This window comes from Mesorhizobium sp. LNHC252B00 (assembly GCF_000502955.1).
Lineage (GTDB): Bacteria > Pseudomonadota > Alphaproteobacteria > Rhizobiales > Rhizobiaceae > Mesorhizobium.
This window is the reverse complement of the sequence record NZ_AYWO01000002.1, coordinates 106096-132006: the sequence shown is the minus strand read 5'-3', so window position 1 is coordinate 132006 and position 25911 is coordinate 106096. Positions and strand designations below refer to the sequence as shown.

General features: G+C 61.5%; 24 protein-coding genes and 1 tRNA gene. 11 read left to right on the top strand and 14 right to left on the bottom strand.

Translation table 11 applies throughout. From position 1 onward, the window contains the following. Positions 1–206 precede the first annotated feature (206 nt). Complete coding sequence (locus X744_RS165995) at positions 207–1103, top strand: GNAT family N-acetyltransferase (RefSeq protein WP_023757281.1); 897 nt, start codon at positions 207–209, stop codon at positions 1101–1103. Between the two features lie 388 nt (positions 1104–1491). Here the strand turns inward: X744_RS165995 and X744_RS166000 are convergent. Continuing rightward, positions 1492–1568 (bottom strand) — tRNA-Arg (locus X744_RS166000). 86 nt (positions 1569–1654) lie between these two features. Further along, the gene (locus tag X744_RS166005; protein ID WP_023757280.1) at positions 1655–2818 is read right to left on the bottom strand and encodes a M20 aminoacylase family protein; all 1164 of its coding nucleotides are present in this window, start codon (positions 2816–2818) and stop codon (positions 1655–1657) included. Positions 2819–3031: 213 nt separating this feature from the next. Here X744_RS166005 and X744_RS166010 point away from each other — a divergent pair, with 213 nt between their 5' ends. Both X744_RS166010 and X744_RS166015 read left to right on the top strand, forming a co-directional pair. Next, positions 3032–4195 carry a D-alanyl-D-alanine carboxypeptidase family protein gene (locus X744_RS166010; protein WP_023757279.1) on the top strand — a complete coding sequence of 388 codons (1164 nt, stop codon included), beginning with the start codon at positions 3032–3034 and terminating at the stop codon, positions 4193–4195. A gap of 86 nt (positions 4196–4281) precedes the next feature. Beyond that, the gene (locus X744_RS166015) at positions 4282–5397 is read left to right on the top strand and encodes a GTP-binding protein (RefSeq protein WP_023757278.1); all 1116 of its coding nucleotides are present in this window, start codon (positions 4282–4284) and stop codon (positions 5395–5397) included. 3 nt (positions 5398–5400) lie between these two features. Here X744_RS166015 and X744_RS166020 read toward each other — a convergent pair whose 3' ends face one another. The 5 genes from X744_RS166020 to X744_RS166040 form a co-directional block, all read right to left on the bottom strand. Beyond that, positions 5401–5643, bottom strand: a complete 243-nt coding sequence (locus tag X744_RS166020) for a sulfurtransferase TusA family protein (protein WP_023757277.1) — start codon at positions 5641–5643, stop codon at positions 5401–5403. An 8-nt stretch (positions 5644–5651) separates the two neighbouring features. Beyond that, complete coding sequence (locus X744_RS166025) at positions 5652–6950, bottom strand: murein L,D-transpeptidase family protein (RefSeq protein WP_023757276.1); 1299 nt, start codon at positions 6948–6950, stop codon at positions 5652–5654. A gap of 217 nt (positions 6951–7167) precedes the next feature. Next, positions 7168–8118 carry an acetyl-CoA carboxylase carboxyltransferase subunit alpha gene (locus tag X744_RS166030; RefSeq protein WP_023757275.1) on the bottom strand — a complete coding sequence of 317 codons (951 nt, stop codon included), beginning with the start codon at positions 8116–8118 and terminating at the stop codon, positions 7168–7170. Between the two features lie 99 nt (positions 8119–8217). After that, entirely contained in the window at positions 8218–9153 is a 936-nt protein-coding gene (locus X744_RS166035; RefSeq protein ID WP_023757274.1) for a site-specific tyrosine recombinase XerD, read from the bottom strand. Between the two features lie 17 nt (positions 9154–9170). Next, positions 9171–9323 carry a hypothetical protein gene (locus X744_RS166040; protein ID WP_023757273.1) on the bottom strand — a complete coding sequence of 51 codons (153 nt, stop codon included), beginning with the start codon at positions 9321–9323 and terminating at the stop codon, positions 9171–9173. A gap of 209 nt (positions 9324–9532) precedes the next feature. Between X744_RS166040 and X744_RS166045 the strand changes: the two genes are divergently transcribed. The 3 genes from X744_RS166045 to X744_RS166055 are packed head-to-tail and all read left to right on the top strand — an operon-like array spanning position 9533 to position 12173. Beyond that, positions 9533–10144: a shikimate kinase gene (locus X744_RS166045; protein WP_023757272.1), complete on the top strand. Its 612-nt coding sequence runs from the start codon at positions 9533–9535 to the stop codon at positions 10142–10144. Further along, positions 10141–11283 carry a 3-dehydroquinate synthase gene (gene aroB, locus X744_RS166050; protein WP_023757271.1) on the top strand — a complete coding sequence of 381 codons (1143 nt, stop codon included), beginning with the start codon at positions 10141–10143 and terminating at the stop codon, positions 11281–11283. The genes X744_RS166045 and aroB overlap by 4 nt, the downstream gene beginning before the upstream one ends. After that, a complete protein-coding gene (locus tag X744_RS166055) occupies positions 11280–12173 on the top strand; it encodes an HlyC/CorC family transporter (protein WP_023757270.1) in 894 nt (297 codons plus the stop codon). Before aroB ends, X744_RS166055 begins: the two co-directional genes overlap by 4 nt. Before the next feature lie 119 nt (positions 12174–12292). Here X744_RS166055 and X744_RS166060 read toward each other — a convergent pair whose 3' ends face one another. The 3 genes from X744_RS166060 to X744_RS166070 all read right to left on the bottom strand — a co-directional run bounded on the left by X744_RS166060 (position 12293) and on the right by X744_RS166070 (position 17131). After that, a complete protein-coding gene (locus X744_RS166060; protein WP_023757269.1) occupies positions 12293–13834 on the bottom strand; it encodes a SpoVR family protein in 1542 nt (513 codons plus the stop codon). A 9-nt stretch (positions 13835–13843) separates the two neighbouring features. Then, entirely contained in the window at positions 13844–15163 is a 1320-nt protein-coding gene (locus tag X744_RS166065) for a YeaH/YhbH family protein (RefSeq protein ID WP_023757268.1), read from the bottom strand. Between the two features lie 18 nt (positions 15164–15181). After that, positions 15182–17131, bottom strand: coding sequence for a PrkA family serine protein kinase (locus X744_RS166070; RefSeq protein ID WP_023757267.1), 1950 nt, complete (start codon positions 17129–17131; stop codon positions 15182–15184). A gap of 440 nt (positions 17132–17571) precedes the next feature. On the opposite strand from X744_RS166070, the gene X744_RS166075 reads away from it, so the two are divergent. After that, positions 17572–18378 carry an alpha/beta hydrolase gene (locus tag X744_RS166075; RefSeq protein ID WP_023757266.1) on the top strand — a complete coding sequence of 269 codons (807 nt, stop codon included), beginning with the start codon at positions 17572–17574 and terminating at the stop codon, positions 18376–18378. A gap of 242 nt (positions 18379–18620) precedes the next feature. Here the strand turns inward: X744_RS166075 and X744_RS166080 are convergent, their stop codons facing one another. Next, positions 18621–18923, bottom strand: coding sequence for a BolA family transcriptional regulator (locus X744_RS166080; protein WP_023757265.1), 303 nt, complete (start codon positions 18921–18923; stop codon positions 18621–18623). Positions 18924–19105: 182 nt separating this feature from the next. Between X744_RS166080 and X744_RS166085 the strand changes: the two genes are divergently transcribed. The 4 genes from X744_RS166085 to X744_RS166100 all read left to right on the top strand — a co-directional run bounded on the left by X744_RS166085 (position 19106) and on the right by X744_RS166100 (position 23781). Further along, the gene (locus X744_RS166085) at positions 19106–19735 is read left to right on the top strand and encodes a J domain-containing protein (RefSeq protein ID WP_032906956.1); all 630 of its coding nucleotides are present in this window, start codon (positions 19106–19108) and stop codon (positions 19733–19735) included. Between the two features lie 123 nt (positions 19736–19858). Continuing rightward, positions 19859–20845, top strand: a complete 987-nt coding sequence (gene cobS / locus X744_RS166090; protein ID WP_023757263.1) for a cobaltochelatase subunit CobS — start codon at positions 19859–19861, stop codon at positions 20843–20845. Between the two features lie 12 nt (positions 20846–20857). Beyond that, positions 20858–22756, top strand: a complete 1899-nt coding sequence (gene cobT, locus X744_RS166095; RefSeq protein WP_023757262.1) for a cobaltochelatase subunit CobT — start codon at positions 20858–20860, stop codon at positions 22754–22756. Continuing rightward, the gene (locus tag X744_RS166100; RefSeq protein WP_023757261.1) at positions 22753–23781 is read left to right on the top strand and encodes an esterase-like activity of phytase family protein; all 1029 of its coding nucleotides are present in this window, start codon (positions 22753–22755) and stop codon (positions 23779–23781) included. The genes cobT and X744_RS166100 overlap by 4 nt, the downstream gene beginning before the upstream one ends. Positions 23782–23824: 43 nt before the next feature. On the opposite strand, the gene X744_RS166105 is transcribed toward X744_RS166100, so the two are convergent. The 3 genes from X744_RS166105 to rpmB form a co-directional block, all read right to left on the bottom strand. Beyond that, the gene (locus X744_RS166105) at positions 23825–24496 is read right to left on the bottom strand and encodes a spermidine synthase (RefSeq protein WP_023757260.1); all 672 of its coding nucleotides are present in this window, start codon (positions 24494–24496) and stop codon (positions 23825–23827) included. 59 nt (positions 24497–24555) lie between these two features. Continuing rightward, the gene (locus tag X744_RS166110) at positions 24556–25236 is read right to left on the bottom strand and encodes a queuosine precursor transporter (RefSeq protein ID WP_023757259.1); all 681 of its coding nucleotides are present in this window, start codon (positions 25234–25236) and stop codon (positions 24556–24558) included. Between the two features lie 159 nt (positions 25237–25395). Next, positions 25396–25692 (bottom strand): 50S ribosomal protein L28, encoded by a 297-nt coding sequence (rpmB, locus tag X744_RS166115; RefSeq protein ID WP_023757258.1) that lies wholly within the window; start codon positions 25690–25692, stop codon positions 25396–25398. Between the last annotated feature and the right edge of the window lie 219 nt (positions 25693–25911).

The window sequence follows — 25911 nt, the reverse complement described above, 5'->3', positions numbered from 1 at the left end:
TCGGGTTCGCCGGGATCGGTGCCGTCGATCATATGCTGCTAGATTCCAAAAAGGGTGCGTGCATTCTTTCGCGATTGCGTGCCGAAAGCTGAAATGTTTCAGTTGAATCTTGCGTTGCTGCGCGGCATTTGAGCAAATCTTACCGGTCTGCTCGTTTAGCGTGGCGGCAGAGAATGGCCGCTCTGGCGTGGTAATCTTTCAGGGGCATGGACTTGAAGCCTTCCGAGAGCTTGAAAATCGATACCTTCTCGATGCGGATCGACGACATCCAAAGCGTCGAGTTGGACCGCTTGCACGCGCTATCGCTCTCCGTGGGATGGCCGCATCGCGCCGAGGATTGGCAGTTCTTGCGCCAATCGGGAGAGGGGTTCGTGGCTCTCGACGAGATCGGCCGGGTTCTCGGCTCGGCCATGTGGTTCGCGCACGGCACCGACTTCGCAACCGTGGGCATGGTCATCACCTCGCCGCGGCTCCAGACGCTGGGGGCGGGGCAATGGCTGATGAAGCGGGTCTTCGACAGGGTAGTTGGCCGCGACTTGCGCCTCAATGCGACCAGGGCGGCACGGCGACTCTATCTCTCGCTCGACTTCCAGCCAGAGAAGACCGTTTATCATTGCCAGGGCATCGCCCGCCTGCAAACAACGGACAGACCTATTCGAGGTGATGTCCGGACTTTGGAAGCTAGGGACATTCCCGCAGCAATAGCGCTCGACGCTGCAGGATTTGGCGTGAGGCGGGCGGCACTCATCGAAAGGCTTTTCGCACACTCGGCCGGCTACGGTCTTTTCAAGGATGGCAGGCTGAGCGCATTCGCGCTCTGCCGGCCGTTCGGACGGGGCCATGTCGTGGGGCCGGTCGTGGCGGAAAGCGACGCCGACGCCGTGGTGATCGTCCGGCCGCACGTTGCCGACCATTCGGGGTCTTTCCTGCGGATCGACACCCACATGGACCATGGCGAGTTCGCTGCCTTTTTGTCGCACAGCGGAATGCCTGTTTTCGACACGGTGCTCACCATGTCGATGGGCAAACGCCTCGCCGATTTTGCCGTCCGCGGTGCAGTTGCACCGGTAACCTACGCCCTCGCCAGTCAAAGTCTCGGGTAATTCATCGGGTGATCGCGATCTCAGCCGCTACGCGAAGGATCGCCAGCGAGAGGGCGAGGGTGGAGCTCAACATGGATCATCTGCGAGAGCGCAAGAAGGAGAGCCTGAGAGCATTGGCCGCCTGAGCACCGTCATGTGTCCGCCGCTCCACTAAATACGGGAGCTGCGCCGCGGACACGCCGACGTCACAGCTACTGCCACGCCATTTTGCAGAACTCGACGCACACAACTGCGATAGCAGCTTCCGCAATCGTGCCTCCCCGCTTCGCCACGGATTTAGGCCTTTGATTCTTGGGTAGGCCTGCCAGGAGTTTGAAGGTCTAAGAAATTCGCCGTACTAAATTCGCAAAAAAATACGGCGGATTTCTCTCTAAGCCCTTGAAAACATTGGTGATCCCGACAGGAATCGAACCTGTGACCTACAGATTAGGAATCTGCCGCTCTATCCTACTGAGCTACGGGACCACGCGGCCAGACACATAGCCGCTTCGGATCGTTTCGCCAAGAGGCTGGACGAATGCAATTCGGCCAGCCGTTTGCGCTGAAGACAATCAAGCGGCCAGCGCCGTTTCCGCCAGCTTCACCCAATAGCTCATGCCGTGCGGGATGGCCTCGTCATTGAAATCGTAGGCGGGGTTGTGGAGACCGGCGGTGTCGCCATTGCCGATGAAGATGAAGGCGCCTGGGCGGGCTTCCAGCATATAGGAGAAATCCTCGCCGCCCATCACCGGCTGGATGCCGCGGTGGACGTAGGCGTCACCGGCGACACCGATTGCGACATCGCTGGCAAAGATCGTTTCTTCCGCGTGGTTGAAAGTCACGGGGTAATTTGCCTGGTAGTCGACCTCGATCCTGGCCCCAAAGGCGGTCGCCAGCCCGGCACAGATGGTTCGGATGCGCTCTTCCGATTTTTTGGCGATTTCCTTGCGCAAGGTGCGCACCGTACCGGCGATTTCGGCGGTTTCCGGGATGATGTTGTAGGCATCGCCGGCGTGGAACTTGGTCACCGACACCACCACGGCCTCGACCGGGTCGGTGCTGCGCGAGGCGATCGTCTGCAAGGCGCCGACCAGTTGGCTGGTGATTACGATCGGGTCGATCGTGCCGTGCGGCATCGCCGCATGGCCGCCCTTGCCGCGCACAGTGATGGTGAATTCGGCGGTTGCGGCCATGATCGGGCCTGGGCGAATGGCGAACTGCCCGACAGGCAGGCCTGGCATATTGTGCATGCCGAATACTTTGGAAATGTCGAAACGGTCCATCATGCCGTCCTTGACCATCTCGTTGCCGCCGCCGCCACCTTCCTCCGCCGGCTGGAAGATCAGCGCGACGGAGCCGGTGAAGTTGCGGGTCTCGGCGAGGTATTTCGCGGCACCCAAAAGCATTGCCGTGTGGCCGTCATGGCCGCAGGCATGCATCTTGCCGGGGATGGTGGAGGCGTAGGGCTTGCCTGATATCTCGTTGAGCGGCAGCGCGTCCATGTCGGCGCGCAGGCCGATGGTGGGGCCTTCGCCCTGGCGGCCGCGGATGATGCCAACGACGCCGGTCTTGCCGAGACCGGTGACCACATCGTCGCAACCGAAGGCTTTCAGCTTCTCGGTGACGAAGGCAGCGGTCTTGAAGACGTCGAAGTTGAGTTCTGGCGTCTGGTGTAGATGCTGGCGCCAGCCGGCAACTTCGTCCTGCATTTCGGCGGCACGGTTCAGGATTGGCATGGTGGTTCCATCTCGCTGTTGGGACAGGCGGTGTTGTCCGCTGCTTGCAATTGTGATCGCCAGGCACTTTGCCATCTTGGCGTCACATAGGGTAAATAGCACCGCATCAATGCGGTCCGGTTTTTGAGGGTCGGACCAATATGCTGGCGATCACGTAACGAAATCTTACGGAGCCAGGGGCGACTACGGCAAGAGGCGATTTCGGATTTGATCATGCGGCACAGGCATTTCCTCAAGCTATTCTCGGCTGGCACAATAGCGCTGTCGGTCCTGGTCGGGCCGGCGCTGGCCAATCCGATTGTTGTGTTCGACCTCGGCAGCGGCAAGATCCTGCAGCATCAGGATGCATTCAAGCGCTGGTATCCGGCGTCGCTGAGCAAGCTGATGACCGCCTATGTGACCTTTCGGGCGATCGCGGCCGGCGAGGTTCAGCTCGATTCGCCGATCACGGTGACGAAACACTCCGCCTCCGAGCCGCCAAGCAAGATGGGATTCAAGCCAGGGTCCGTGATGCGGCTCGACAATGCGCTGAAGATGATGCTGGTCAAATCGGCCAACGACATCGCCATGGCCGTCGGCGAAAATGTCGGCGGTTCCCAGGCAGCCTTTGCCGATCGGATGAATGCCGAGGCGACCCGGCTTGGCATGAACGGCACGCATTTCGTCAATCCTAACGGGCTCTATTCGCCCGACCAGTACACGACGGCACGCGACCTCGCCGTCCTGGTGATGGCCATCCGGCGCGAGTTCCCGGAATATGCGTCCTGGTTTTCGATAGAAGGACTTGCCGTCGGCAAGAAGGCTATTCCCAACTACAATCTCTTGATCGGCCGTTATCCCGGCGCCGACGGCATGAAGACCGGCTTTGTCTGCCCCTCCGGCTTCAACATGATCGGGTCGGCGACCCGCAACGGGCGCACGCTGGTCGCGGTGGTGCTTGGCGAAAAGTCGGCGGTCACTCGTGCCGAGACCGCCGCGCGATTGCTGGACCAGGGATTTGACACGCCTGCCGCCGGCTCGGACACCGTCACCACGCTGGCGCCCTACGGCGATCTGGTCTCGCCCAACGACATGCATGACGAGATCTGCAAGAAGAAGGCGCGTCAGGAACAGTCCGAAGCGCCGCCAGTTGCTGCCAAGAACGTGCCGAAATCGACCTATCAGAAAAAGCTCGACCATGTGCCGACGCTGGTTGCCGTCGGCCTTGGCGGCGCCACGGGTCCAGCGCCGAAAGCTATTCTCGACCAGGGCGGCCAGGACTACGCCGACGTGCCTATTCCGAGTTGGCGGCCCGACAGACCGGCACCGGCCGGCCCGGGCCCGAAGATTGCCGGCTCCGCGGCGCAAGGCGACCAGCCGGTCAAGGTCGCGAACTAGAGCCCATCCGAACCGAAGGTCCGCGACAGCGAAATTTTTATACCTTTTCGGAAAAAGACCATGCTCAGACATGCAGATAGAGATCAATGAGCGGCTTCCCGATCCCCGTATCGGTGCTGACCGGTTTTCTCGGCGCCGGCAAGACGACGCTGCTCAACCGGCTGTTGAAGGATCCGGCGCTCGCCGACACGGCGGTCATCATCAACGAGTTCGGCGAGGTGGCGATCGACCATTTGCTGGTTGAGCAGTCTTCCGACGGCATCATCCAGCTTTCCGATGGTTGCCTGTGCTGCACGGTGCGCGGCGAACTGGTCGACACGCTGGCCGACTTGGTCGACCGGCTACAGACCGGCCGCATCGCCCGGCTCGCCCGTGTCATCGTCGAAACCACGGGGCTGGCCGACCCGGCGCCGGTGCTGCAGTCGATCATGGCGCACCCGGCGCTGATCCAGGCCTTCCGGCTCGACGGCGTCATCACTTTGGTCGACGCCGTCAACGGGGAAGCGACGCTCGATGCCCATGTCGAGGCGGTCAAGCAGGTTGCCGTCGCCGATCGTATCGTGCTCAGCAAAGCCGATTTGGTCACCGATCCGCATGAACTGGAAACGCTGCGGGCGCGACTGCGGCAGATCAATCCGGGCGCCGAATTGTTCGACGCCGGCGACACGGGGACAGGCGTGGCGGCGCTGTTCGACTGCGGCCTCTATAATCCCTCCACCAAATCCGCCGATGTTCGGCGCTGGCTCGGCGACGAAGCGGCGCACGATCACGACCACCATCATGATCATGACGGGCATAATCACGAGCATGGCCGCGATCACGGCCATCGCCATGATTCGCGTGTGCGGTCCTATTCCCTGGTGCATGATGGCCCGGTACCGTTTTCGGTCATCGAAATGTTTCTCGACCTGCTGCGTTCGACGCATGGCGAGCATTTGCTGCGCATGAAGGGCGTCATCGAACTCAGCGAGGATCCATCACGGCCGCTGGTTATCCATGGTGTGCAGAAAATCCTGCATCCGCCGGTGCAATTGCCGGGCTGGCCCGATGGCCAGCGTGGCACGCGGCTGGTGTTGATCACGCTCGACATGCCTGAAGACTATATCCGCCGGCTGTTCGCCGCCTTCACCAACCGGCCGTCGATCGATACACCCGACCGCGCGGCGCTGGAAAACAACCCGCTGGCAATTGCCGGGCGTTGAACTCTATGATTGCGGCTCGCCGCGTTCGACCAAGAAGCGATGGCCGCCCGAAACCGCGGACGTTTCGATGAGTTGGTGGCCGTTGTCGGAGCAGAATGCCGGAATATCGATGACGGCGAGCGGGTCGGTGGTCTCTAACCAAAGCCGGCTGCCCGGTTGCATCCCGGCTAGACGCTTCTTGGCCTTAAGCACGGGCAGGGGACAGTTCAGCCCCCTGAGGTCATAGACAGCGGCGCGGTCAGCCACGAGTGAAATCAGCCGCCGAACATGCCGAGCAGCTTGTTCTTCAGCTTTGTCACCCGGCTCTCGTCGGCACTCGCCGCTTGCGTTTCTGCCACTGGCGCGGCTTCGGAAGGGGGTGTGACGGTGGCGGTGGCGACAGGCGCTTCCTTGGCGGCCTTCTCGGCCTCCTTTTCAGCCAGAGCCTGCGCCCTGGCGGCTTCCTTGGCTTTCTTGGCCACCTCTATGGCCGCCAGCCTTTGCTCCTCGGCCTTCTGCTTGGCGGCTTTTTCGGCGTCGAGTGCGGCCATCTTGCGGCCTGCCGGCGAATCGATACGGCCCATGCGGGTCGTCTCGGTGACGGAGCCGTCGGTGTTGAGCGACGGCGGGTCGATCGGCACGCGTTCGCCGCGCGCCCTGCGCTTGGACCAGTCGGAAACGATGCTGGCTTCCTTGACGCCAGCAATGGTCGGCTTAGGCGCCGGCACGCTGGCCTTGACCGCGCCGCTGAACGCCGCGTCGTAGGTGCTCATGTAGGAATTGTAGGCGCTTTTCAGCGAATCAGGCTGCGTCGTCGCCGGGCAGGCACCGGTCGGATCGAATGTCTGGCCGTCGGCGGCAACCTGGTTGAAGACATAGCGCTTCTCGCAGACATCCACCTTCGGCGGCACCTTGGTGATCTCGAAATTGTCGTAGCCGACTTTCAGCATCTTCCAGAATTCGTAATTCGGATCGTTGCGGTAGCGCGCCATGTTGGCGGCGGTCATGCGGAACGGAAACGCCTGGATCTGGAATTCGGTCTGGCCGCCCTGGAAAGCGTCGCGGCCGAAGGCATAGATCTGCTCGATCTGAGCGTCGGTCATCGAATAGCAGCCCGACGACGAACAGGCGCCGTGCACCATCAAATTGGAGCCGGTGCGGCCATTGGCGCGGTCATAGGCATTGGGATAGCCGATATTGAACGACAAATGGTAGTTCGAACGCGGGTTCATCTGCGCCGGACGCACCGTGTAGAAGCCTTCCGGCGCCTGGCGGTCACCTTCGGTGTATTTCGGCCCGAGTTTGCCCGACCATTTGCAGATGTCGTAGCTCGCGACCATGTCATAGCGGCCGTTGGTCTTGGCCTTCCAGATTTCGAGCTTGCCCTCTTCCTTGAAGATGCGGGCCATCACCGACGAGGTGCGGACCATGCCCTTGGCCCTCATGTCGGCGAGGATCTTGTCGGGCAGCGGTTTGTTGGCCTCCGGCGCGAAATCCTTCATCGATGAATTGTTGCAGCCGGCAACGCCGAGGGCAGTTATCAGGATTCCGGTGCGGGCAAGCTTGGCGAACATGGCTGCGGATATCGTCTTTTCTCTGGCGCGAGGGCAATTCATGCCCGGCTACTGCACTGAACGTGGACGGACCCTAAGCCCGTTAACCCTAACAAATTCCTTACCGCAAGTGCCGACGCATCCCCCAGCGGCAGTCTCACTGAGCCGAATGCAGCGGCATTTTTGTGGCGAAAATGCTCCGCGCCGCCACATTGTGGCGCCGGGACCGGATCATGATCTAAAGGCTGCGGCCCATTGCCAGGTATTTCTCGCGGCGCTGCTCGCGGAAATCAGTGTTGGCGCCGGCAAATTCCTTCATCGTCCTGGCGATGAGGTCGCCGGTCGCGGCGATCACGGTTTCGGCGCCACGGTGCGCGCCGCCGAGCGGCTCGGGAATGATGGCGTCGATGATCTTCAGCTCAAGAAGATCCTGCGCGGTGATCTTCATGTTCGTCGCCGCGTCCTTGGATCGCGTCGTGTCGCGCCACAGGATCGAGGCCGCGCCCTCCGGCGAAATCACCGAATAGATGGAGTGTTCGAGCATGTAGACGCGATTGGCAGTGGCGATGGCGATGGCGCCGCCTGAGCCGCCCTCGCCGATGACAACCGAGATCGACGGCACCCTGAGCCTAAGACATGCGGAGGTCGAACGGGCAATGGCTTCCGCCTGGCCGCGCTCCTCGGCGCCGACACCGGGATAGGCGCCGGCGGTGTCGACCAGCGTCAGCAGCGGGATGCTGAACCGGTCGGCGAGTTCCATCAGCCGCACCGCCTTGCGGTAGCCTTCCGGCCGCACCGAGCCGAAATTGTGCTTCAGGCGGCTGGTCGTGTCGGAACCCTTTTCCTGGCCGATGATGGCAACAGGCTCGCCGCGGAAGCGAGCGAAGCCGCCGACGATCGCCTGGTCCTCGCCGAAATTGCGGTCGCCGGCCAGCGGCGTGAAATCGTTGAACAGGCCCTTGATGTAGTCGACGCAATGCGGCCTGTCGGGATGGCGAGCGACCTGCACCTTCTGCCATGGCGTCAGCGCCTTGTAAGCGTCACGCAGCGCATCGCGGGAGCGCTTCTCGAGCCGGCTGATCTCGTCGCCGACATCGACCGCTTCGCCATTCTCGGCGAGCTTCTTCAGCTCGAGGATCTTGCCCTCGAGGTCCTGCACCGGCTTTTCGAAATCGAGGTAATTATACATGCGTGAGCGGACCGATACATCGGAAGGCAATGGCTGACGGAACCCTTGAATCCAAGGCTCCGGGCGGTGAAACGTCGTCCTCACATAGCGATATGAGGCCTAGTCGGCAAGCGGATGATGATCGTTGACCAGCCGCACCAGCCGCTCTTCCAGCACATGGGTGTAAATCTGCGTCGTCGATATGTCGGCATGGCCGAGCAACTGCTGCACGGCCCTGAGATCGGCGCCGTTCTGCAGGAGGTGGCTGGCGAAAGCATGGCGCAGCACATGCGGCGAGATCTTCGCCGAAGCGATGCCGGCCCTTGCCGCCAGCCCTTTCAGATCTCGAGCAAAGACCTGGCGCGAGAGATAGCCGCTGTCGGATGCGGCAGGAAACAGGAACGGACTGTCGGCGAAGGCTGGAACCTTGGCGCGGGCGGCAAGCCACGTCTTCATCGCCGCACGCGCCTTGAGCGAGAGCGGGACCATACGCTCCTTGTCGCCCTTGCCGCGCACCATGAAGAAGCGGTCGTCGCGCTGCGCCACCGTCACCGGCAGGCCAACCAGCTCGGAAACGCGCAGGCCGGTGGCATAAAGCACCTCGACCAGCGCATGCAGCCGCAGTGCCGCCAGCCACTCACTCTTGCCTAGCCGGGCATCGTTGCCGAGACTGGGATCGCCGGCCTCAAGTGCCGCGCGGTCGATCAGCCGGCCGGTGTCGGCCTCGCTCATCGTCTTAGGCAGCGGACGGCGCTTTTTCGGGCTGTCCAGCGTGCCGGTCGGGTCATCGCCGCGCAGGCCTTCGGCGTAGAGGAATTTGAAGAACTGGCGGATCGCTGACAGTTTGCGCGCCTGCGACGTGGCCGCGAAGCCGCGCGCGGCGATGTCGTCGAGATAGGCGCGAATATCGGTGGCGGTCGCGCCGGCGAGCCCGCCATCGATCTCGCCAGAGGCGTCTTCGAGGTCACGGCGGTAGGAGGAAAGCGTGTTCTCGGCCGCACTGCGCTCGGCGCTCATCATTTCCAAAAAGGCTTCGATGCGGGCGGCGCTGTTCATTCAACGTTTCTTGTCGTTCAACTTTTCTTGGGATTGAGCTTCTCCGGAGGGATGCGCACGCTTATTTCACCCTTCTTGGGCTCCACGAACATCACCAGCGCGAACATCGTACCATAGGCAATGCCGGCCAGAATCGCTATTATCACGACAAAGCGAAACAGTGTCGGCATCAATTTTCGCCCGTCTTCTTGTTCTGCGTTTCCAAACCCTGTCCCCTTATGGGACGCCAATCAGACCAATTCAAGGAAGAAGCTGAGGCCTGTCAGGAACTTCCGATGCAGCCCCGTCAGCTCATATCGGGCTCAAGGTGCTCGCCACGCTTGACGCAAACGGGCTTTTCATGTCGATACGCCGGCAAAGAGGGCCCTCGATACATCCGATGAACGCGCTGCCAGCAAATCCTCCAGACGAGACCCACGCCGTGCTGCTCGGTCGGCTGGGCAGCCGTTCCATCGTCTTTGTCGGGTTGATGGGCGCCGGCAAGACGGCGATCGGCCGCAAGGTGGCGACGATGCTGTCGCTGCCCTTCATCGACAGCGACCAGGAGATCGAAAGCGTCTCGCGCATGACCGTTCCGGAGCTGTTCGAGCGCTACGGCGAGACCGAATTCAGAGCACTGGAGCAGCGCGTCATCCTGCGCGTGCTGGAAAATGGCCCACAAGTGCTTTCGACGGGCGGAGGCGCCTTCATGAACGCGCATACGCGCGAGGCGATCGCTGCGCACGGCGTGTCGGTGTGGCTGAAAGCCGAACTCGACCTTTTGATGGACCGCGTCTCCAAGAAGCAGAACCGGCCGCTGTTGAAAAGTGCCGATCCCCGCGCCGTGCTGGAGCGGCTGATGAGCGAGCGCTATCCGGTCTATGCGACATCCGATGTCACGGTGCCGACTCGCGACGATCGCAAGGAGATCATCGCAACCGAGGTGGTGGAGGCGCTGTGTCGGCATTTCGGCATCGATGAGACTGCGGCGACTGGCGAGGTCAGATCATGAGCCTGGATCAGCCAGTCATTGTCCAAGTCGGCCTCGGCGAGCGGACCTATGACATCCTGATCGGCTCGGGACTGCTGTCACGCGCCGGCGTGGAGATTTCGCGCCGCCTGCCGGGCACCCGCGCCGCTGTGATCACCGACGCCAATGTCGCGGCAGCGCATCTCGATGTGCTGAAGGCCGGCCTCGAAACGGGCGGTATAGAGTCGGCCGTCATCACGCTGCCGCCCGGCGAGAAGACCAAGAGCTTTGCCCATCTCGAAGAGGTGGTGGATGGCGTGCTGGCTGCGAAACTGGAGCGCGGCGACATTGTCATCGCCTTGGGCGGCGGCGTTATCGGCGACCTTGCCGGCTTTGCAGCCGGCATCGTGCGCCGCGGCATGAATTTCGTGCAGATCCCGACCTCGCTGCTGGCGCAGGTCGATTCCTCCGTCGGCGGCAAGACCGGCATCAACAGTGCGCGCGGCAAGAACCTTGTCGGCGTCTTCCATCAGCCGAAGCTGGTGCTGGCCGACACCGGAGTGCTCGACACGTTGCCGATCCGCGAATTCCGCGCCGGCTATGCCGAACTCGCCAAGTATGGGCTCATCGACCGGCCGGAATTTTTCGCCTGGCTGGAAGGGAACTGGGGCCAGGTTTTTGCTGGCGGACCGGAGAGGGCGCAGGCCATTGCCGAAGCCTGCCGGGCCAAGGCCGACGTTGTTGCGCGCGACGAGTTCGAGACCGGCGACCGCGCGCTGCTCAATCTCGGCCACACGTTCGGCCACGCACTGGAAGCCGCCACCCAGTATGACGGATCCCGCCTCGTCCATGGCGAGGGTGTCGCCATTGGCATGGCCCTTGCACATCGGTTCTCGTCGCGGCTCAACCTGGCCAGTCCCGACGATGCCGCACGCGTCGAGGCGCATCTGCGCACCGTCGGCCTACCCTGGCGCATGGCCGATATCCCGGGCGATTTGCCGGATGCCGAAAGCCTGCTTGCCTTCATCACCCAGGACAAGAAGGTGTCGCGCGGCGCGCTGACGTTCATCCTGACGCGTGGCATCGGCCAAGCCTTCATCGCCAAGGACGTGCCGGCCTCGGAAGTTCTGTCGTTCCTCAGGGAGAACCATCCGAGCCCGAAGGAAAGCACTCGGAGATGAACGAGACCGGCTGGATCGTCGTCGCTGTCCTTGCCGTCCTCCTCCTGCTGGTCGTTGCCTTGCGCACGCGCCTGCTTGCCGCTTTCGGCTATGAGCTGTCGCGCATCGAGCCGCGGCGCTCCACCCACGATGAGTTGCGCGGCGCGGTCGACGATTTCCGCCGCGACGGCCAGGTCGTGCGCGAGGACCGTGACCGCGTCGGTGGGCTGTTCGATCTCGCCGAACTCGAAGTCTCCGACATCATGGTCCACCGCACCAACATGCGCTCGGTCAACGCCGACAACGCGCCAGAGGCGGTGGTGCGCGAGATGCTACAGAGCCCGCACACCCGCATGCCGTTGTGGAAAGGCTCGCTCGACAACATCGTCGGCGTGCTGCACGCCAAGGATCTGTTGCGCGCCTTGAACGAAGTCGGCAACGACTTCTCCAGGATAGACGTGATGAAGATCGCCTCGAAACCGTGGTTCGTGCCCGACACCACGACGTTGCAGGAACAGCTCAACGCCTTCCTGCGCCGCAAGGCGCATTTCGCCGTCGTCGTCGACGAATATGGCGAAGTCGAAGGGCTGGTGACGCTGGAGGACATCATCGAGGAGATCGTCGGCGAGATCGCGGACGAGCACGATATCGACATCCAAGGCGTCAAGCAGGAGGCCGACGGCTCCGTCGTCGTCGACGGCACGGTGCCGATCCGTGACCTGAACCGGGCGCTCGACTGGAACCTGCCGGATGAGGAGGCGACCACCATTGCCGGCCTCGTTATCCACGAGACGCAATCGATCCCCGAGGAGAAGCAGGCTTTCACATTCCACGGCAAGCGCTTCACTGTCATGAAGCGCGACAAGAACCGGATTGCCAGGCTGAGGATCAGGCCAGCCGGCGACGCTTAAAAACGCGTCCCGTCGAAACGAAGACAGCGACGCCATTCGGTTCAAGTCGTGTGATCATGCATGTCGCCCAGGACCGCGGAGCACTTTTGGCGCCATGAAAACCAGCCCGCTACGGAGCCTCATTCTGCGATCTGGCTCGTCGAGCGTTCGTGGATCGCCGCGCCCGTCTCGGCGTCGACGGCCGCCAAGCTGACCTCGTAACCCCAAAGCCTGCGGATGTGACGAAGCGTGGCGTCACGGCTGGCCTCCTCGAGAAGGATACCGTCATTGACCTTGTGCTGCAGTCTCAAATGCCGGTCACCAAGCAGATCGACATCCATCACCTGGATGTCCGGTTGGTTTGCTCCGATCTCGTAGCTGTGGGCAAGCGCGGCGCGGACCTTGGCATAGCCGCGTTCGTTGTGGATCGAGGCAACCTCGAAATGCGGTTGGTCGGCAGCGTCGCCGAGCACGAAGAGCCGCCATTTCCGGATCAAACTCGGACTGAGATACTGGCGGATGAAGGACTCGTCGCGGTGATCTGCCCAGGCGTCGAGCAGGACCTCTAGCCAGTTGCCGCGGCCGGCGAAGTCGGGAAACCAATCGCGGTCCTCGGCCGTCGGTTCGGTCGAAATGCGCTTGATGTCCTGCATCATGTCGAGGCCGAGAGCGTAAGGGTTGATGCCCGAAAACCGCGGATCGTCGTAGGCCGGCTGGAAGACCACGTTGGAATGATTCCGCAGGATTTCCAGCATGGCGCCTTCACTGATCTGGCCGCGATCGTACAGCATGTTCATCAGCGTATAGTGGACGAAAGTGGCGCAGCCCTCGTTCATCACCTGCGTTTGTCGTTGTGGGTAGAAATATTGTGCTATGACGCGAACGATCCTGACGATCTCACGCTGCCAGGGCTCCAGGACCAGGCTGTTCTTTTCCAGGAAGTAAAGCAGGTTTTCCTCGGGAAGGTTGAGCGATTTCTTCCGCTCCGGGTCTTCTCTCTTGTCGTTAGCCTTTTGCTGCGACGGTGGCAGCGTACGCCACAGATCATTATAGGTTTGCTCTTCGTATTCGAGGCGCTCGCGAAGTCCTTCACGCTGCCGTTCCGACGACAGCTTCGGCGGCCTGTGATAGCGGAACACGCCCTGTGCCATCAGCGCATGGGCGGAATCAAGGACAGCCTCTACGGCGGCGAGGCCATGCCGCTCCTCGCAACGGACAATGTAGCCCTTGGCGAAATCCAGGTAGTTGAGGATCGCCCCGGCGTCCGTCCACTGCTTGAACAGCTGGTTGTTCTTGAAGAAATGATTATGCCCGAGCGCAGCATGGGCCGTCACCAAGGCCTGCAGGGCCATGGTGTTTTCCTCCATCAGATAGACGATGCACGGATTGGAATTGATGACCAGTTCATAGGCAAGCCCTCGACCGCCCTTACGATAGAGCAGGTCGTGGTGGAGGAAATGTTTGCCGAAAGACCAGTGACGGTACATCAGTGGCATGCCGACCGATGAATAGGCGTCGAGCATCTGCTGGGACGAGATGATCTCCATCTGCACCGGGTAGGTGTCGAGATGAAGCTCTTCGATCGCGATTGCCTCGATCGTGTCATAGGTCCTCGACAATGTCTTGAAATCCCAATCGGACCCTGAAAAAAGCAGGCTGGATTTACCGGCTTGTCTGGCCATTGAATCCCCTCATGCAACCTTGAGGGAAGCCGGCTGTCTGCCGAAGAGTTGGCGAAAAACCGGGTAGATATCCGCGGGCGTGGCGATGCGGCTCATCTGGAAGTTCGACCATTTCAGGTCGATTTCGCTATAGGCACGCCATAGCGATGTCCCGTTTTCGGTCGAGCCGAAGATATGGGCTTCACGCTCGTCGATGATCTCGACATAGGCAAAATACTGGCACAACCGCATGAGCTTGCCGTTGAGCAATGCTATGCATCGCTCGGAATCGCCGCCGAAATTGTCACCGTCGGAGGCCTGGGCAGCGTAGATGTTCCACTCGTGGGCGGGGTAACGTGCATCAATAATTCGGTGCATTTCCTCCAGCGCGGTGGAAACGACAGTGCCGCCACTTTGCGTGTTGTAGAAAAATGTTTCCTCATCGACCTCCTGGGCCAGATGCGTGTGGCGGATGAAGACGATCTCGATGCGCTCGTAGCGCCGTTTCAAGAACAGGTGCAGCAGTACGAAGAAGCGCTTTGCCAGATCCTTTTCGCGTTCACCCATCGAGCCGGACACATCCATTAGGCAGAACATGACGGCATTGGCATTCGGCACAGGTCGGGGATCGAAGCGGTTGAAGCGGATGTCGACCGGATCGACATAGGCAATTCGCCTGCGCCGCCGCTCCAGCCGGTCAAGCTCCTCCCTCAATGCCGCAATGCGCTGGCGCGCCGCCACGCTGGATGGCACCAACTCAAGCGCGGCGATTTCCTTGAGGATCGCGTCCAACTCCTCCTGCTTAGGACGCCTCAGCGCAATGCGGCGGCCGTGGCTGTTACGCATGGTGCGCACAACATTGATGTTGGTCGGTGAGCCGGTGGCGGCGAAGCCAGCCCGGCGCGACTTGAATGCAAGGATCTCCTTGAGGTTGAGCTTGACCATATCTGGGAGTTCGAGATCCTCGAAAAAAAGATCGAGCACCTCTTCACGCGACAGCACGAAACGAAAGTCGTCTTCAGACGCTGTATTCCCCGCGGACGCCCCTCCCGCGCCGCCGCCGCCGGGCTTAGGGAGCAGATCTCCAGGAGAGAAATGCCTGTTGCCCGGCAGGATGTGCTGGCGCCTGCCGCTGTTGCGGGCGTTGTTGAAACTCGGTTCGTCAGTGCCGCTCTCCGGCATGGGCACGGCGTGCTCGGCATCGGCGTCGGCGATCCTNGCGATCCTGCCGGTGCGGATCTGATCGCGTATGCTCCGCTTCAGTTCCTCGCGCGCACGCCTGAGAAAGCGCTGGCGATTGCCGAGGCTCTTGTCCTTCGGGTTCAGGCGACGGTCGATGAAGATCGGCATGGAACCACCCGGGCTCTCTCAACCCGCCCTGTTCACCCGCATGTACCAGTCCACAAGGCGACGCACCTGCCGCTGGGTGTAGCCGCGCTCGACCATGCGCTGCACGAATTCATTGTGCCGCTTTTCAGTGACGCTATCTTGCTTGGAGCCGAAGCTGATCACCGGCAGAAGGTCTTCGACCTGGCCGAACATGCGCTTCTCGATGACTTCCCGCAGCTTTTCGTAACTTGTCCAAGCCGGGTTGCGGCCATGGTTTCTTGCACGGGCGCGCAATGTGAACTTCACCACCTCGTTGCGGAAGTCCTTGGGATTGGCGATGCCGGCCGGTTTTTCGACCTGCGACAGTTCATTGTCCAGAACCTCGCGATTGAGGATTTGACCGGTGTCGGGATCCTTATAGTCCTGATCCTCGATCCAGGCATCGGCATAGGCGATGTAGCGATCGAAAAGGTTCTGGCCGTACTCGCTGTACGATTCCAGATAGGCCTTCTGGATTTCGTGGCCGATAAACTCGGCATACCGCGCCGCCAGCTCGGACTTGATGAATTCCAGGTAGTCCGCTTCCGTCTCCTTCGGAAACTGTTCGCGTTTGATTGCCTCCTCGAGGATGTACATGAGATGTACGGGGTCGGCAGCCACCTCCTCGGTGTCATAGTTGAAGGTCTGCGACAGGATCTTGAAGGCAAAACGCGTGCTGACGCCGGCCATGCCCTCGTCGACGCCGGCGGCATCGCGATATTCCTGAACCGGTTTCGCCTTGGGGTCGATTTCCTTGAGGTTCTCGCCGTCATAGGCGCGCATCTTGGTGTAGAGCGGCGAATTGTCGTGCTTGGCCAAGCGGGTCGAGACGGTAAATCGGCTGAGAATGTCCAGCACCTCGGGGGCACAGGAACTGTTGGCCAATTCGCTCTCCCGCAGCAGCTTTTCGTAGATATGTTTCTCTTCAGTTATCCGCAGACAATACGGCACCTTGACCACGAGGATGCGATCGAGGAAAGCCTCGTTGTTCTTGTTGTTCTTGAACTGCTGCCATTCCGACTCGTTGGAATGGGCCACGATGATGCCTTGATAGGGGAAGGCACCGAAATTCTCGGTACCGTTGTAGCTGCCCTCCTGGGTCGCGGTCAGCAGCGGATGCAGGACCTTGATGGGCGCCTTGAACATTTCGACGAACTCGAGCAGGCCCTGGGTGGTTCGGTTCAGTCCACCACTGTATGAATAGGCGTCCGGATCGGACTGGCTGAAATTTTCCAGTTGCCTGATATCGACTTTGCCGACCAGGGCCGAGACATCCTGATTGTTCTCGTCGCCAGGCTCCGTCTTGGCGATGGCGACCTGGCGCAGCCGCGAAGGCTTCAACTTGACCACGCTGAATTTCGAAATGTCGCCGGACAATTCGTCAAGTCGCTTGGCCGCCCAGGGTGAGATGAGCCCGTTTAGACGGCGCCGGGCTATCCCGTATTTATCTTCCAGCAGGTCGCCCATGCGATCGGGATTGAAAAGGCCGAGTGGCGATTCGAAAACCGGACTGACCTGGTTGCCGGCCTTCAGCGTGTAGATCGGGCGTTCCTCCATCAGTCTCTTCAGCCGTTCGGCCAGAGAGGATTTGCCGCCGCCGACAGGGCCGAGGAGGTAGAGGATCTGTTTGCGCTCCTCGAGTCCCTGGGAGGCATAGCGGAAATATCCGGCAATGCGCTCGATCGTATCCTCCATGCCGTAGAAGTCGGAGAAGGATGGATAGATCTTGACGGTGCGGTTCGAGAAAATGCGGCCTAGTCGCTCGTCCTTGCTGGTGTCGATCAGGTTAGGCTCGCCGATTGCCTCGACCATCCGTTCAGGCGCCGAGGCATACATCGATTTGTCCTCCCGGCAGGCAAGTAGGTACTGCTGGAGACTGATTTCCTCCTGGCCCTCGTTCGCATAAATCTCCGAAAACAGGTCGAAGACGTCGGACTGATTCTCGCGCATGATATTCCGCCCTCAAAGCCGTTCTGGCTGCCGGATGGTTCCTCAATCTATTCAACTATCGGAGTGCGTTGTGGTTCCCATCACATGAAGGAGAGAACGTGCGCCTGGCATCGGCGCGGAACAGCACCCGATGTGATTGGAATGCGTATCCAACAACTTAGGGTGGTGATGGTCGACTGAGGCGTCAAGGACAAAAATTGATTTCGTGAACTGAACCGTGAGCGTAGTGCATTTGACGTGGCGTGACCTGTGGCCCGATACGGGTTCGATGAGCCTGATCGATCTGGTCTCCTCTACAGCGGATGAGCGTCCAAAAAGGTTGAGAGCCCATTCGCGGTTCGGATCGATGGTCGATCGCCGAACCGGATCCATGTGCCATACTCAACTGGACGCTTGTGCCGCCCGCTGGCACTCTTGGTCGACATGGTCGGGAGACCACGATGATCGATCGACGAAGCTTCATTCTGGCTTCCGTGGCGGCGATGCTGCCGTCGGGAGCATCGGCCGTGTGGCGCTTGCGCCAACCGGCGCCAAAAACTTTCGACTACGGGCCAGCCAAGCTCGATATCTATGCGCCTGATGATGCAACCGGCCTGCCGGTCGTGTTCTTCGCCCACGGCGGCACCTGGCAATTCGGCAAACGCAGCCAGGTCAACGCCAAGCCGGCTTTCCTGCTGGCCAATGGCTTCTGCTTCGTCTCCATCGATTACCGGATGTTGCCTGAGGCCGATGTCGCCACCCAGGCCGGTGACGTCGAAATGGCCTATGCCTATATCAGAGCCAACATCGCCCAGCATGGCGGCGACCCCAAGCGCATTGTGGGCATGGGTCATTCGGCCGGCTGTCATCTGATTGCACTGAGCGGCATGCGCGGCGGGTTGCCGGACGTCGCTGCCTTGCTTCTCGATGACACCCGTGCCTACGATCTTGCAGCGCTCGCCAGGAATGGCGGCATGGTCCGGGCCTATGCTCGGGTCTTTTCCGACCCCTCGCAATGGGCCGCACTTTCACCGGCCAGCTACGTCGACGGCCGCAAGCATCCGCCGACCTTCATCGCCTATTCGCGAGCGCCAGGCCGTGGCGAAGCCTCGAAGACTTTTGCCGAACGCCTGCGCGCCACCGGCACCGAGGTCACCCTGTTCGACGGCAGCGCCTATACGCACATGTCGATCAATCGCGATTTCGGCGAGGACGGCGACGCGCTGACCGCGGCCGCGCTGGCATTCCTGAAATCGACGGTCGGCTGATCGAGGCTCGTGCGTCAGAGCTTTTTACCGTTTCACGGAAACGGCAAACCGCTCTAACTCTTTGTTTTAACGCAATGCCGGACGGAAAACCGCTTCGCACTTTTCCTGGGATTGCTCTAGCTACTGGATCAGACCACGTGCGAACGGCTCGGCGCATTGCTGGACAGCGCGCTATCTCAACCCGGACCGTTTCTGTTCGAGGTGGGCTCTGAGCGCGGCGAAAAGCGGGCGGCGGAACCGAGCTACCAGCGGGTCTTTTCGCCGGGCGCCGCCGGTTCGATCGCCAGCGCATGCACGCCGGCCTTCAACTCGTCGGCAAGCAGTTCATTGACGGCGCGATGGCGGTCGATGCGGCTCATGCCGGCAAAGGCGGATGAGACGACGCGCACGCGAAAATGCGTCTCTCCTGTGCCGTCATAGGCGCCATGATGATCGGAGCCGTGGTGATGGTGGCCGGCATGGAGATGGCTCTCGTTGATGATGACCAGCCGGTCCGGCGAAAACGCCTTGTTGAGCTTGTCTTCCATGGTCGTCTGTATGGACATCGCCGTATTCCTTCACCACATATGGCCGGCATATCTGCCCGCAAAAACCGGAATCGGTCTGCGCAAAAGCCGCTGCCGCTCAACAAAATCCGCCATTCGCCTGTTTTATGCCGCGATTCAGCGGTTAGGGCGATCATCGCGAAAATGTCAATTCTTGTTTCGCATCTGCGAACGCCCCATAAATGGGTAAGATGAAGCCGTACCCCAAATATTTCGAGAAGATTCGCGTCCGCCCCGACAAGGACGCGGAGCTGAAGTCGCACTCGCCGATCTGCCAGTGGGACGGCTGCAAGGAGGCGGGCACACATCGCGCGCCGGTCGGGCGGATGAAGGAAGGCGAGTATTTCCGCTTCTGCTTCGACCATGTGCGCGAATACAACAAGGGCTTCAACTATTTCTCCGGCGTGCCGGACACCGAGGTCGCGCGTTTCCAGAAGGAAGCGATGACCGGCCATCGGCCGACCTGGAAGATGGGCGCCAACGGTGCCTCGACGCGGTCGTCGCCCGATATGGCGCAGATGCGTTCCGGCCGCGCCGGCTACTACAATCGCATGCGCGACCCCTTCGACCTGTTCAAGGGGCCGAAGGATCCGCGCGAGGCGCGCGAGCGCAAGGCCAAGCCGCTTGAGGCCAAGGCGCTGGAAACGCTTGGCCTTGATACAAAGGCGACTGGCAAGGAAATCAAGGCGCGCTATAAGGAACTGGTGAAACTCCACCATCCGGATGCGAATGGTGGCGACAGAGGTTCGGAAGACCGGTTCCGCGATGTGCTGCAGGCCTATCGCGTGCTCAAACAGGCGGGCCTGTGCTGAGCGACCATACGGTTCGCGTCGTTTTCCAACTTTCATAAGGTTGGAAAAGGCTCTAAGACCGCCCCCGGACAAAATCGATTGCCGGCGAAATCAGGCTTTTCGCCCGTGGAGACGTTGAGAGATATGAACAAGGTCGATCGCGACATCGCCAACCTGCCCGACACGACGGTGTCGGTGAAGGAGAAATTCGGTTTCGAGTCCAAGATGGTGGTGCCGGCCTATTCGGTGACATCAGAGCATGTGCCCGACATCGACCCGGACTATCTCTTCGACAAGAACACGACGATGGCGATCCTGGCGGGCTTTGCCTATAACCGCCGAGTCATGGTGTCGGGCTATCACGGCACCGGCAAGTCGACCCATATCGAACAGGTCGCCGCCCGCCTCAACTGGCCCTGCGTGCGCGTGAACCTCGACAGCCATGTCAGCCGTATCGATCTCGTCGGCAAGGACGCGATCGTCGTCAAGGACGGGCTGCAGATCACGGAATTCCGCGACGGCATCCTACCCTGGGCCTACCAGCACAATGTCGCGCTATGCTTTGACGAATATGACGCCGGCCGTCCGGACGTGATGTTCGTCATCCAGCGCGTGCTGGAATCGTCGGGCCGGCTGACGCTGCTCGATCAGAGCCGGGTCATCCGTCCGCATCCGGCGTTCCGGCTGTTCTCGACCGCCAACACGGTCGGCCTCGGCGACACCACCGGCCTCTATCACGGCACCCAGCAGATCAACCAGGCGCAGATGGACCGCTGGTCGATCGTCACCACGCTGAACTACCTGCCGCACGACAATGAGGTTGCCATCGTGCTGGCCAAGGCCAAGCACTATCGCGACGGCAAGGGCAAGGAAATCGTCAACAAGATGGTGCGCGTCGCCGACATGACGCGCTCGGCGTTCATCAATGGCGATCTGTCGACAGTGATGAGCCCACGCACCGTGATCACCTGGGCCGAAAATGCCGAGATCTTCGGCAATATCGGCATGGCGTTCCGCCTGACCTTTCTCAACAAATGCGACGAGCTGGAGCGTTCGTTGGTGGCCGAGTTCTATCAACGTGCTTTTGGGGAGGATCTGCCCGAGAGCGCCGCGAACGTGGTGCTGGGCTAAAGCAGAGTCTCGATGGCGGGTCCGGGCGACAACACGCGCAACAAATCGAAGACGGGGTCTGAAGCCGACAGCTTCAAGCGCGCCGTCACCGTCTGCATGCGCGCCATTGCCGGCGACAAGGAGCTTGAAGTCGGTTTCGCCAAGGATAGGCCGGCACTCGCCGGCAGCCGCGCGCGCCTGCCCGAACTGCCGAAGAAGGCTTCGAAGACCGACATCGCGATCACCCGCGGCCTCGGCGATTCGATGGCGCTGAAGCGTGCCTGCCACGATGTGCGCATCCACACTAAGCTGGCGCCGGATGGCAAGGCGGCCCGCGCCATCTATGACGCTGTCGAGCAGGCTCGTGTCGAGGCGATCGGCTCACGTGCCATGCAAGGCGTCGCCGACAATATCGGCTCGATGCTGGAAGACAAATACGCCAAGGCCAATCTCGTCGACGTGAGGGACAAGGCCGACGCGCCGATCGAGGAAGCACTTGCGCTCATGGTGCGCGAGAAGCTGACCGGTCGGCCGATCCCGAAGAGCGGCCAGCGGCTGGTCGAACTCTGGCGGCCCTGGGTCGAGGAAAAGGCCAAGGCGGATCTCGAGGGACTTTCCGCCAAGCTCGGCGACCAGCAGGCTTTCGCCCGCGTCGTGCGCGAGATGCTCGCCTCCATGGAAATGGCCGAGGAACTCGGCGACGAGCAGGAGACGGAAGACTCCGAGGACAATGACGACAACCAGCCGCAAGGCGACGAGCAAAGCGAGGAGGGCGGCGAAGAGGATTCGGGCTCCGAGCAGTCGCAGTCCGAGGATGCCGAGGCTTCGGCCGATGACGAGCAATCGGCCGAGACGGAAGCGTCCGATGCCACCGCCGACGATCTGTCCGACGATGACGATGCGGACGCCGAGACGCCCGGCGAGGCGCGCCGCAACGACAACCCCTTCACCAATCTGCCGAAGGAAATCGACTACAAGGTCTTCACCACCGCTTTCGATGAGACGGTCGGTGCCGAGGAACTTTGCGAAGAAGAAGAGCTCGACCGACTGCGCGCCTTCCTCGACAAGCAGCTTGCCAATCTGTCTGGCGTCGTCGGCCGCCTGGCCAACCGGCTGCAGCGCCGGCTGATGGCGCAGCAGAACCGCTCCTGGGATTTCGACCTGGAAGAGGGTTACCTCGATCCGGCGCGGCTGGTGCGTGTCGTTATCGACCCGATGCAGCCGCTGTCCTTCAAGCAGGAGCGCGACACCAAATTCCGCGACACGGTGGTGACGCTGGTGCTCGACAATTCGGGCTCCATGCGCGGCCGGCCGATCACGGTCGCAGCCACCTGCGCCGACATATTGGCGCGCACGCTGGAACGTTGCGGCGTCTCGGTCGAGATCCTCGGCTTCACCACCCGAGCCTGGAAGGGCGGGCAGGCGCGCGAGAAGTGGCTGAAGGACGGCAAGCCGCCGAACCCCGGCCGGCTCAACGATCTGCGCCACATCATTTACAAATCCGCCGACCATCCATGGCGACGGGCACGGCGCAATCTCGGCCTGATGATGCGCGAGGGCCTGCTCAAGGAAAACATCGACGGCGAGGCGCTGCTGTGGGCGCACAACCGGCTGATCGCCCGCCCGGAGCAGCGCAAGATTCTGATGATGATCTCGGACGGCGCGCCGGTCGACGATTCGACGTTGTCGGTCAATCCTGGCAATTATCTCGAGCGCCATCTGCGCGCCGTCATCGAGCTGATCGAGACGCGCTCGCCGGTCGAGCTGCTGGCCATCGGCATCGGCCACGACGTCACGCGCTATTATCGCCGCGCCGTCACCATCGTCGATGCCGAGGAACTGGCCGGCGCCATGACCGAGCAGCTGGCTTCGCTGTTCGCCGAGGAGAGCGCGAAGGATACGCGGCGTGGCGGCATGCGGCGCGCCGGATGATCTCTAGGCGCGGCGGCTTTCAGCAGACGATTTTCGCCGCCATCGCCCTGCTTTCCGGCGTGGCTTCGGCAGCAGCCGGTTCGCTCGGCTCAAGTTCGGTCGAACCGGTCGAAGTCTCGGCCAGGTCAATCGCCGAATTCCACATTGGCGGCGCCGACAAGCAGTTCGGTCCGCTCGAATTCGTCGGCGGGCTGGAGACGACCTCGCCAAGTCGCGATTTCGGTGCGCTGTCGGCGTTCCGATTCCTGAAAGCCGGCGGCGATTTCATCGGCGTCGCCGACACCGGGTTCTGGTTCTTCGGCACGGTGGTCCGCGACGCCGACAAGCGGCCGTCCGGCATCCAGAATTTCCGCATGCAGCAGATGGTCGACGAAACCGGTCGGCCAATCGACAAGAAGTGGGAGGTCGATGCAGAAGGCCTCGCGGTCAAGGACGGCGTTGCCACCGTCGGCTTCGAGCGCAACCACCGCGTCGCACAGTTCAAGATCGATCCGGCCGACATGAAGGCGCCGTTCAAGCAGCTGGATTTCGTGGTGCCGGCCGGGGAACTGCGCCAGAATCGAGGCTTCGAAACCGTCACCCACGCCAATGCCAACGGCCAGCATGAGGGCGGTCTGGTCGTGGTCTCCGAGAAGAGCCTCGACAAGGCCGGCAACATCTATGCCGCCATCATCGAAGGGCCGCATAAGGGCGTCTTCACCGTCAAGCGCAACGGCGACTTCGATATCACCGACGGCGCCTTCCTGCCGGATGGCGACCTCTTGCTTCTGGAGCGCAGCTTTTCGATGGCCAGGGGCGTCAAAATGCGGCTGCGACGCATTTATGGCGAGAGCGTCGAAAAGGGTGCGGTCGCCGACGGGCCGGTGCTGCTGGAAGCCGACATGGGCTACCAGATCGACAATATGGAAGGGCTCGACGTCTGGACCCGCGACGATGGTGCGCTGATGGTGTCGCTGATTTCCGACGACAACCACTCGATCCTGCAGCGCAACCTCTACCTGGAATTTATTCTCCACCAGGATTGAGCGCGCACCGACCTGCGATCAATAGAGCTATGACAGCGTCCGGTCAGGTTCGTGAGCCATTGGTGGCTATCCAGATAACATGGCGCGCGCCACGCTTGCCGTTAGCGCGTGTGTTGACCTCCTCGACCGCGAAGCCGGCCTGCTTCAGCCGCCGCGTGAAGCCGCTGTCGGGGCCTTGCGACCACACCGCCAGCACTCCGCCCGGCTTGAGGGCGGCGCGAGCAGCGCCGAGGCCCTGCAGGCTGTAAAGCGCATCATTGGATTTGTGGACAATGCCTTTCGGGCCGTTGTCGACGTCGAGCAGGATGGCGTCCCAAGCCGCGGGGCCCGACTGTATCAGCTGCCCGACATCAGTCCCGTGGATAATGACACGCGGATCGTCAAGACAGCCGCCAAAGATTTCGGTCATCGGGCCGCGTGCCCAGGCGACGACCGCCGGCACCAGCTCCGCGACGACAATGCTGCCGAGTTCTGCGAGTGCGGCGCGCAGCGTAAAGCCCATGCCAAGCCCACCGATCAGGACCCTTGGCCGCCGATGGCCGGCAATCCGCTGGCAGGATAGTTTTGCCAGCGCCTCCTCGGACCCGCTGAGTCGGCTGTTCATCAGCTCGTTGGTGCCGAGCATGATCGAGAATTCGGAACCGCGCCGCTTGAGGCGAAGTTCCTGCGCACCATCCGGGGTCTTCGCCGAATCGAGCTGGACCCAGGGAATCATGATCTTTGTCCGACCATGATCTTTTCCGAAAACCCCGTCCCACTTTTCGGGATCATGGTTTAAGCCGCGACTGCCGGCTGGCTCCAGCGGGCAGCGAGCAGCCGGTAGGGGATCAATGCCACAACGGCGATGATCAGCTTCACACTGAGATCGCCGAGCGCCCACGAAATCCAGCGCATGGCGTCGACATGGAAGACGCCCATCAGCGGTGCTGTTTCGAGCGCAAAGCTGTCGTTCGGACCAGCGAAGGCAAACGCGGCCGAGAACGCGACGGTGAAGAAGACGGCGGTATCGAACACGGATCCGACCAGCGTGCCGACGATTGGCGCGCGCCACCAGCTCTGCCGGCGCAGCCGGTTGAAGACGGTCACGTCGAGCAATTGCGCGGCAAGGAACGCCGCGCCGGACGCCGCCGCGATCCGCACCAGCCGGTCGGCGGCGGTCTCGAACTCGATCAGGCCGTGACGGAACAGGAAAGGCGGGACGAGGATCGAGCAGACCACTGCCGTCATGAAGCCGACAAAGACGATCCTGCGCGCCACGGTTGGCCCATAGCGGCGATTGGCGAGGTCGGTGACCAGGAAGGAGAACGGGTAGGTGAAGGCACCCCAGGTCAAAAGGTCGGCCAGTGAGAGGCCGCCGACCTGGCCCTGCATCGGGAACTGCACGAGAATGTTCGAAGCCACGACTACAAATGCCATGGCGGCCACGAATGGCAGGTATCGCGAGAAGGAAGTCATTTTTTTATCCTGGGTAATGGAACCAGCGGAGCGCATGCCGAAACCGGATCACGCTCGCTCGTATTTGAGCATCGGGTTGCCGAAACCTTGCGGGCTCGATCCGATGTTCAGGCCAACAAGAGGTTGGCCAGGGCGGTCGTCCCCCGCCTTTGAACGATATCAGGCGGCGACCTGCTCGGCGATCTTCTTGGCGATCTGCTTCTTCAACAGACGCGCACGCTGCGACAATTCCTTGACGTCGGCCTTGGCCAGGAAGGCGTCGAGACCGCCGCGATGTTCGACCGAACGCAGCGCGTTGGCCGAAATGCGCAGGCGCACATTCTGGTTCAGCGCTTCTGAAATCAGCGTCACGTTGACGAGATTCGGCAGGAAGCGACGCTTGGTCTTGTTGTTGGCGTGGCTCACATTGTTGCCGGACATGACTGCCTTGGCAGTGAGTTCGCAGGTGCGGGACATGATTCTAACCTTCAGTTCTCGGGTCTGCCAAACATTCAAGCCCGCGCCGGGTGGCGCGCGGTTCTGGTCAGGCGGCCTTATGGAAAAGTTGGCGTTCCATAGTTGCATTTCGCCGAGGCGTCAAGCTCCGGGTTCCCCACGGATGCGCCCGGCATTTCATATTAAGGCCGGAATTCATCCTATAAGCGGTCTCATAGGGACATGCCAGACCGGAGTTGC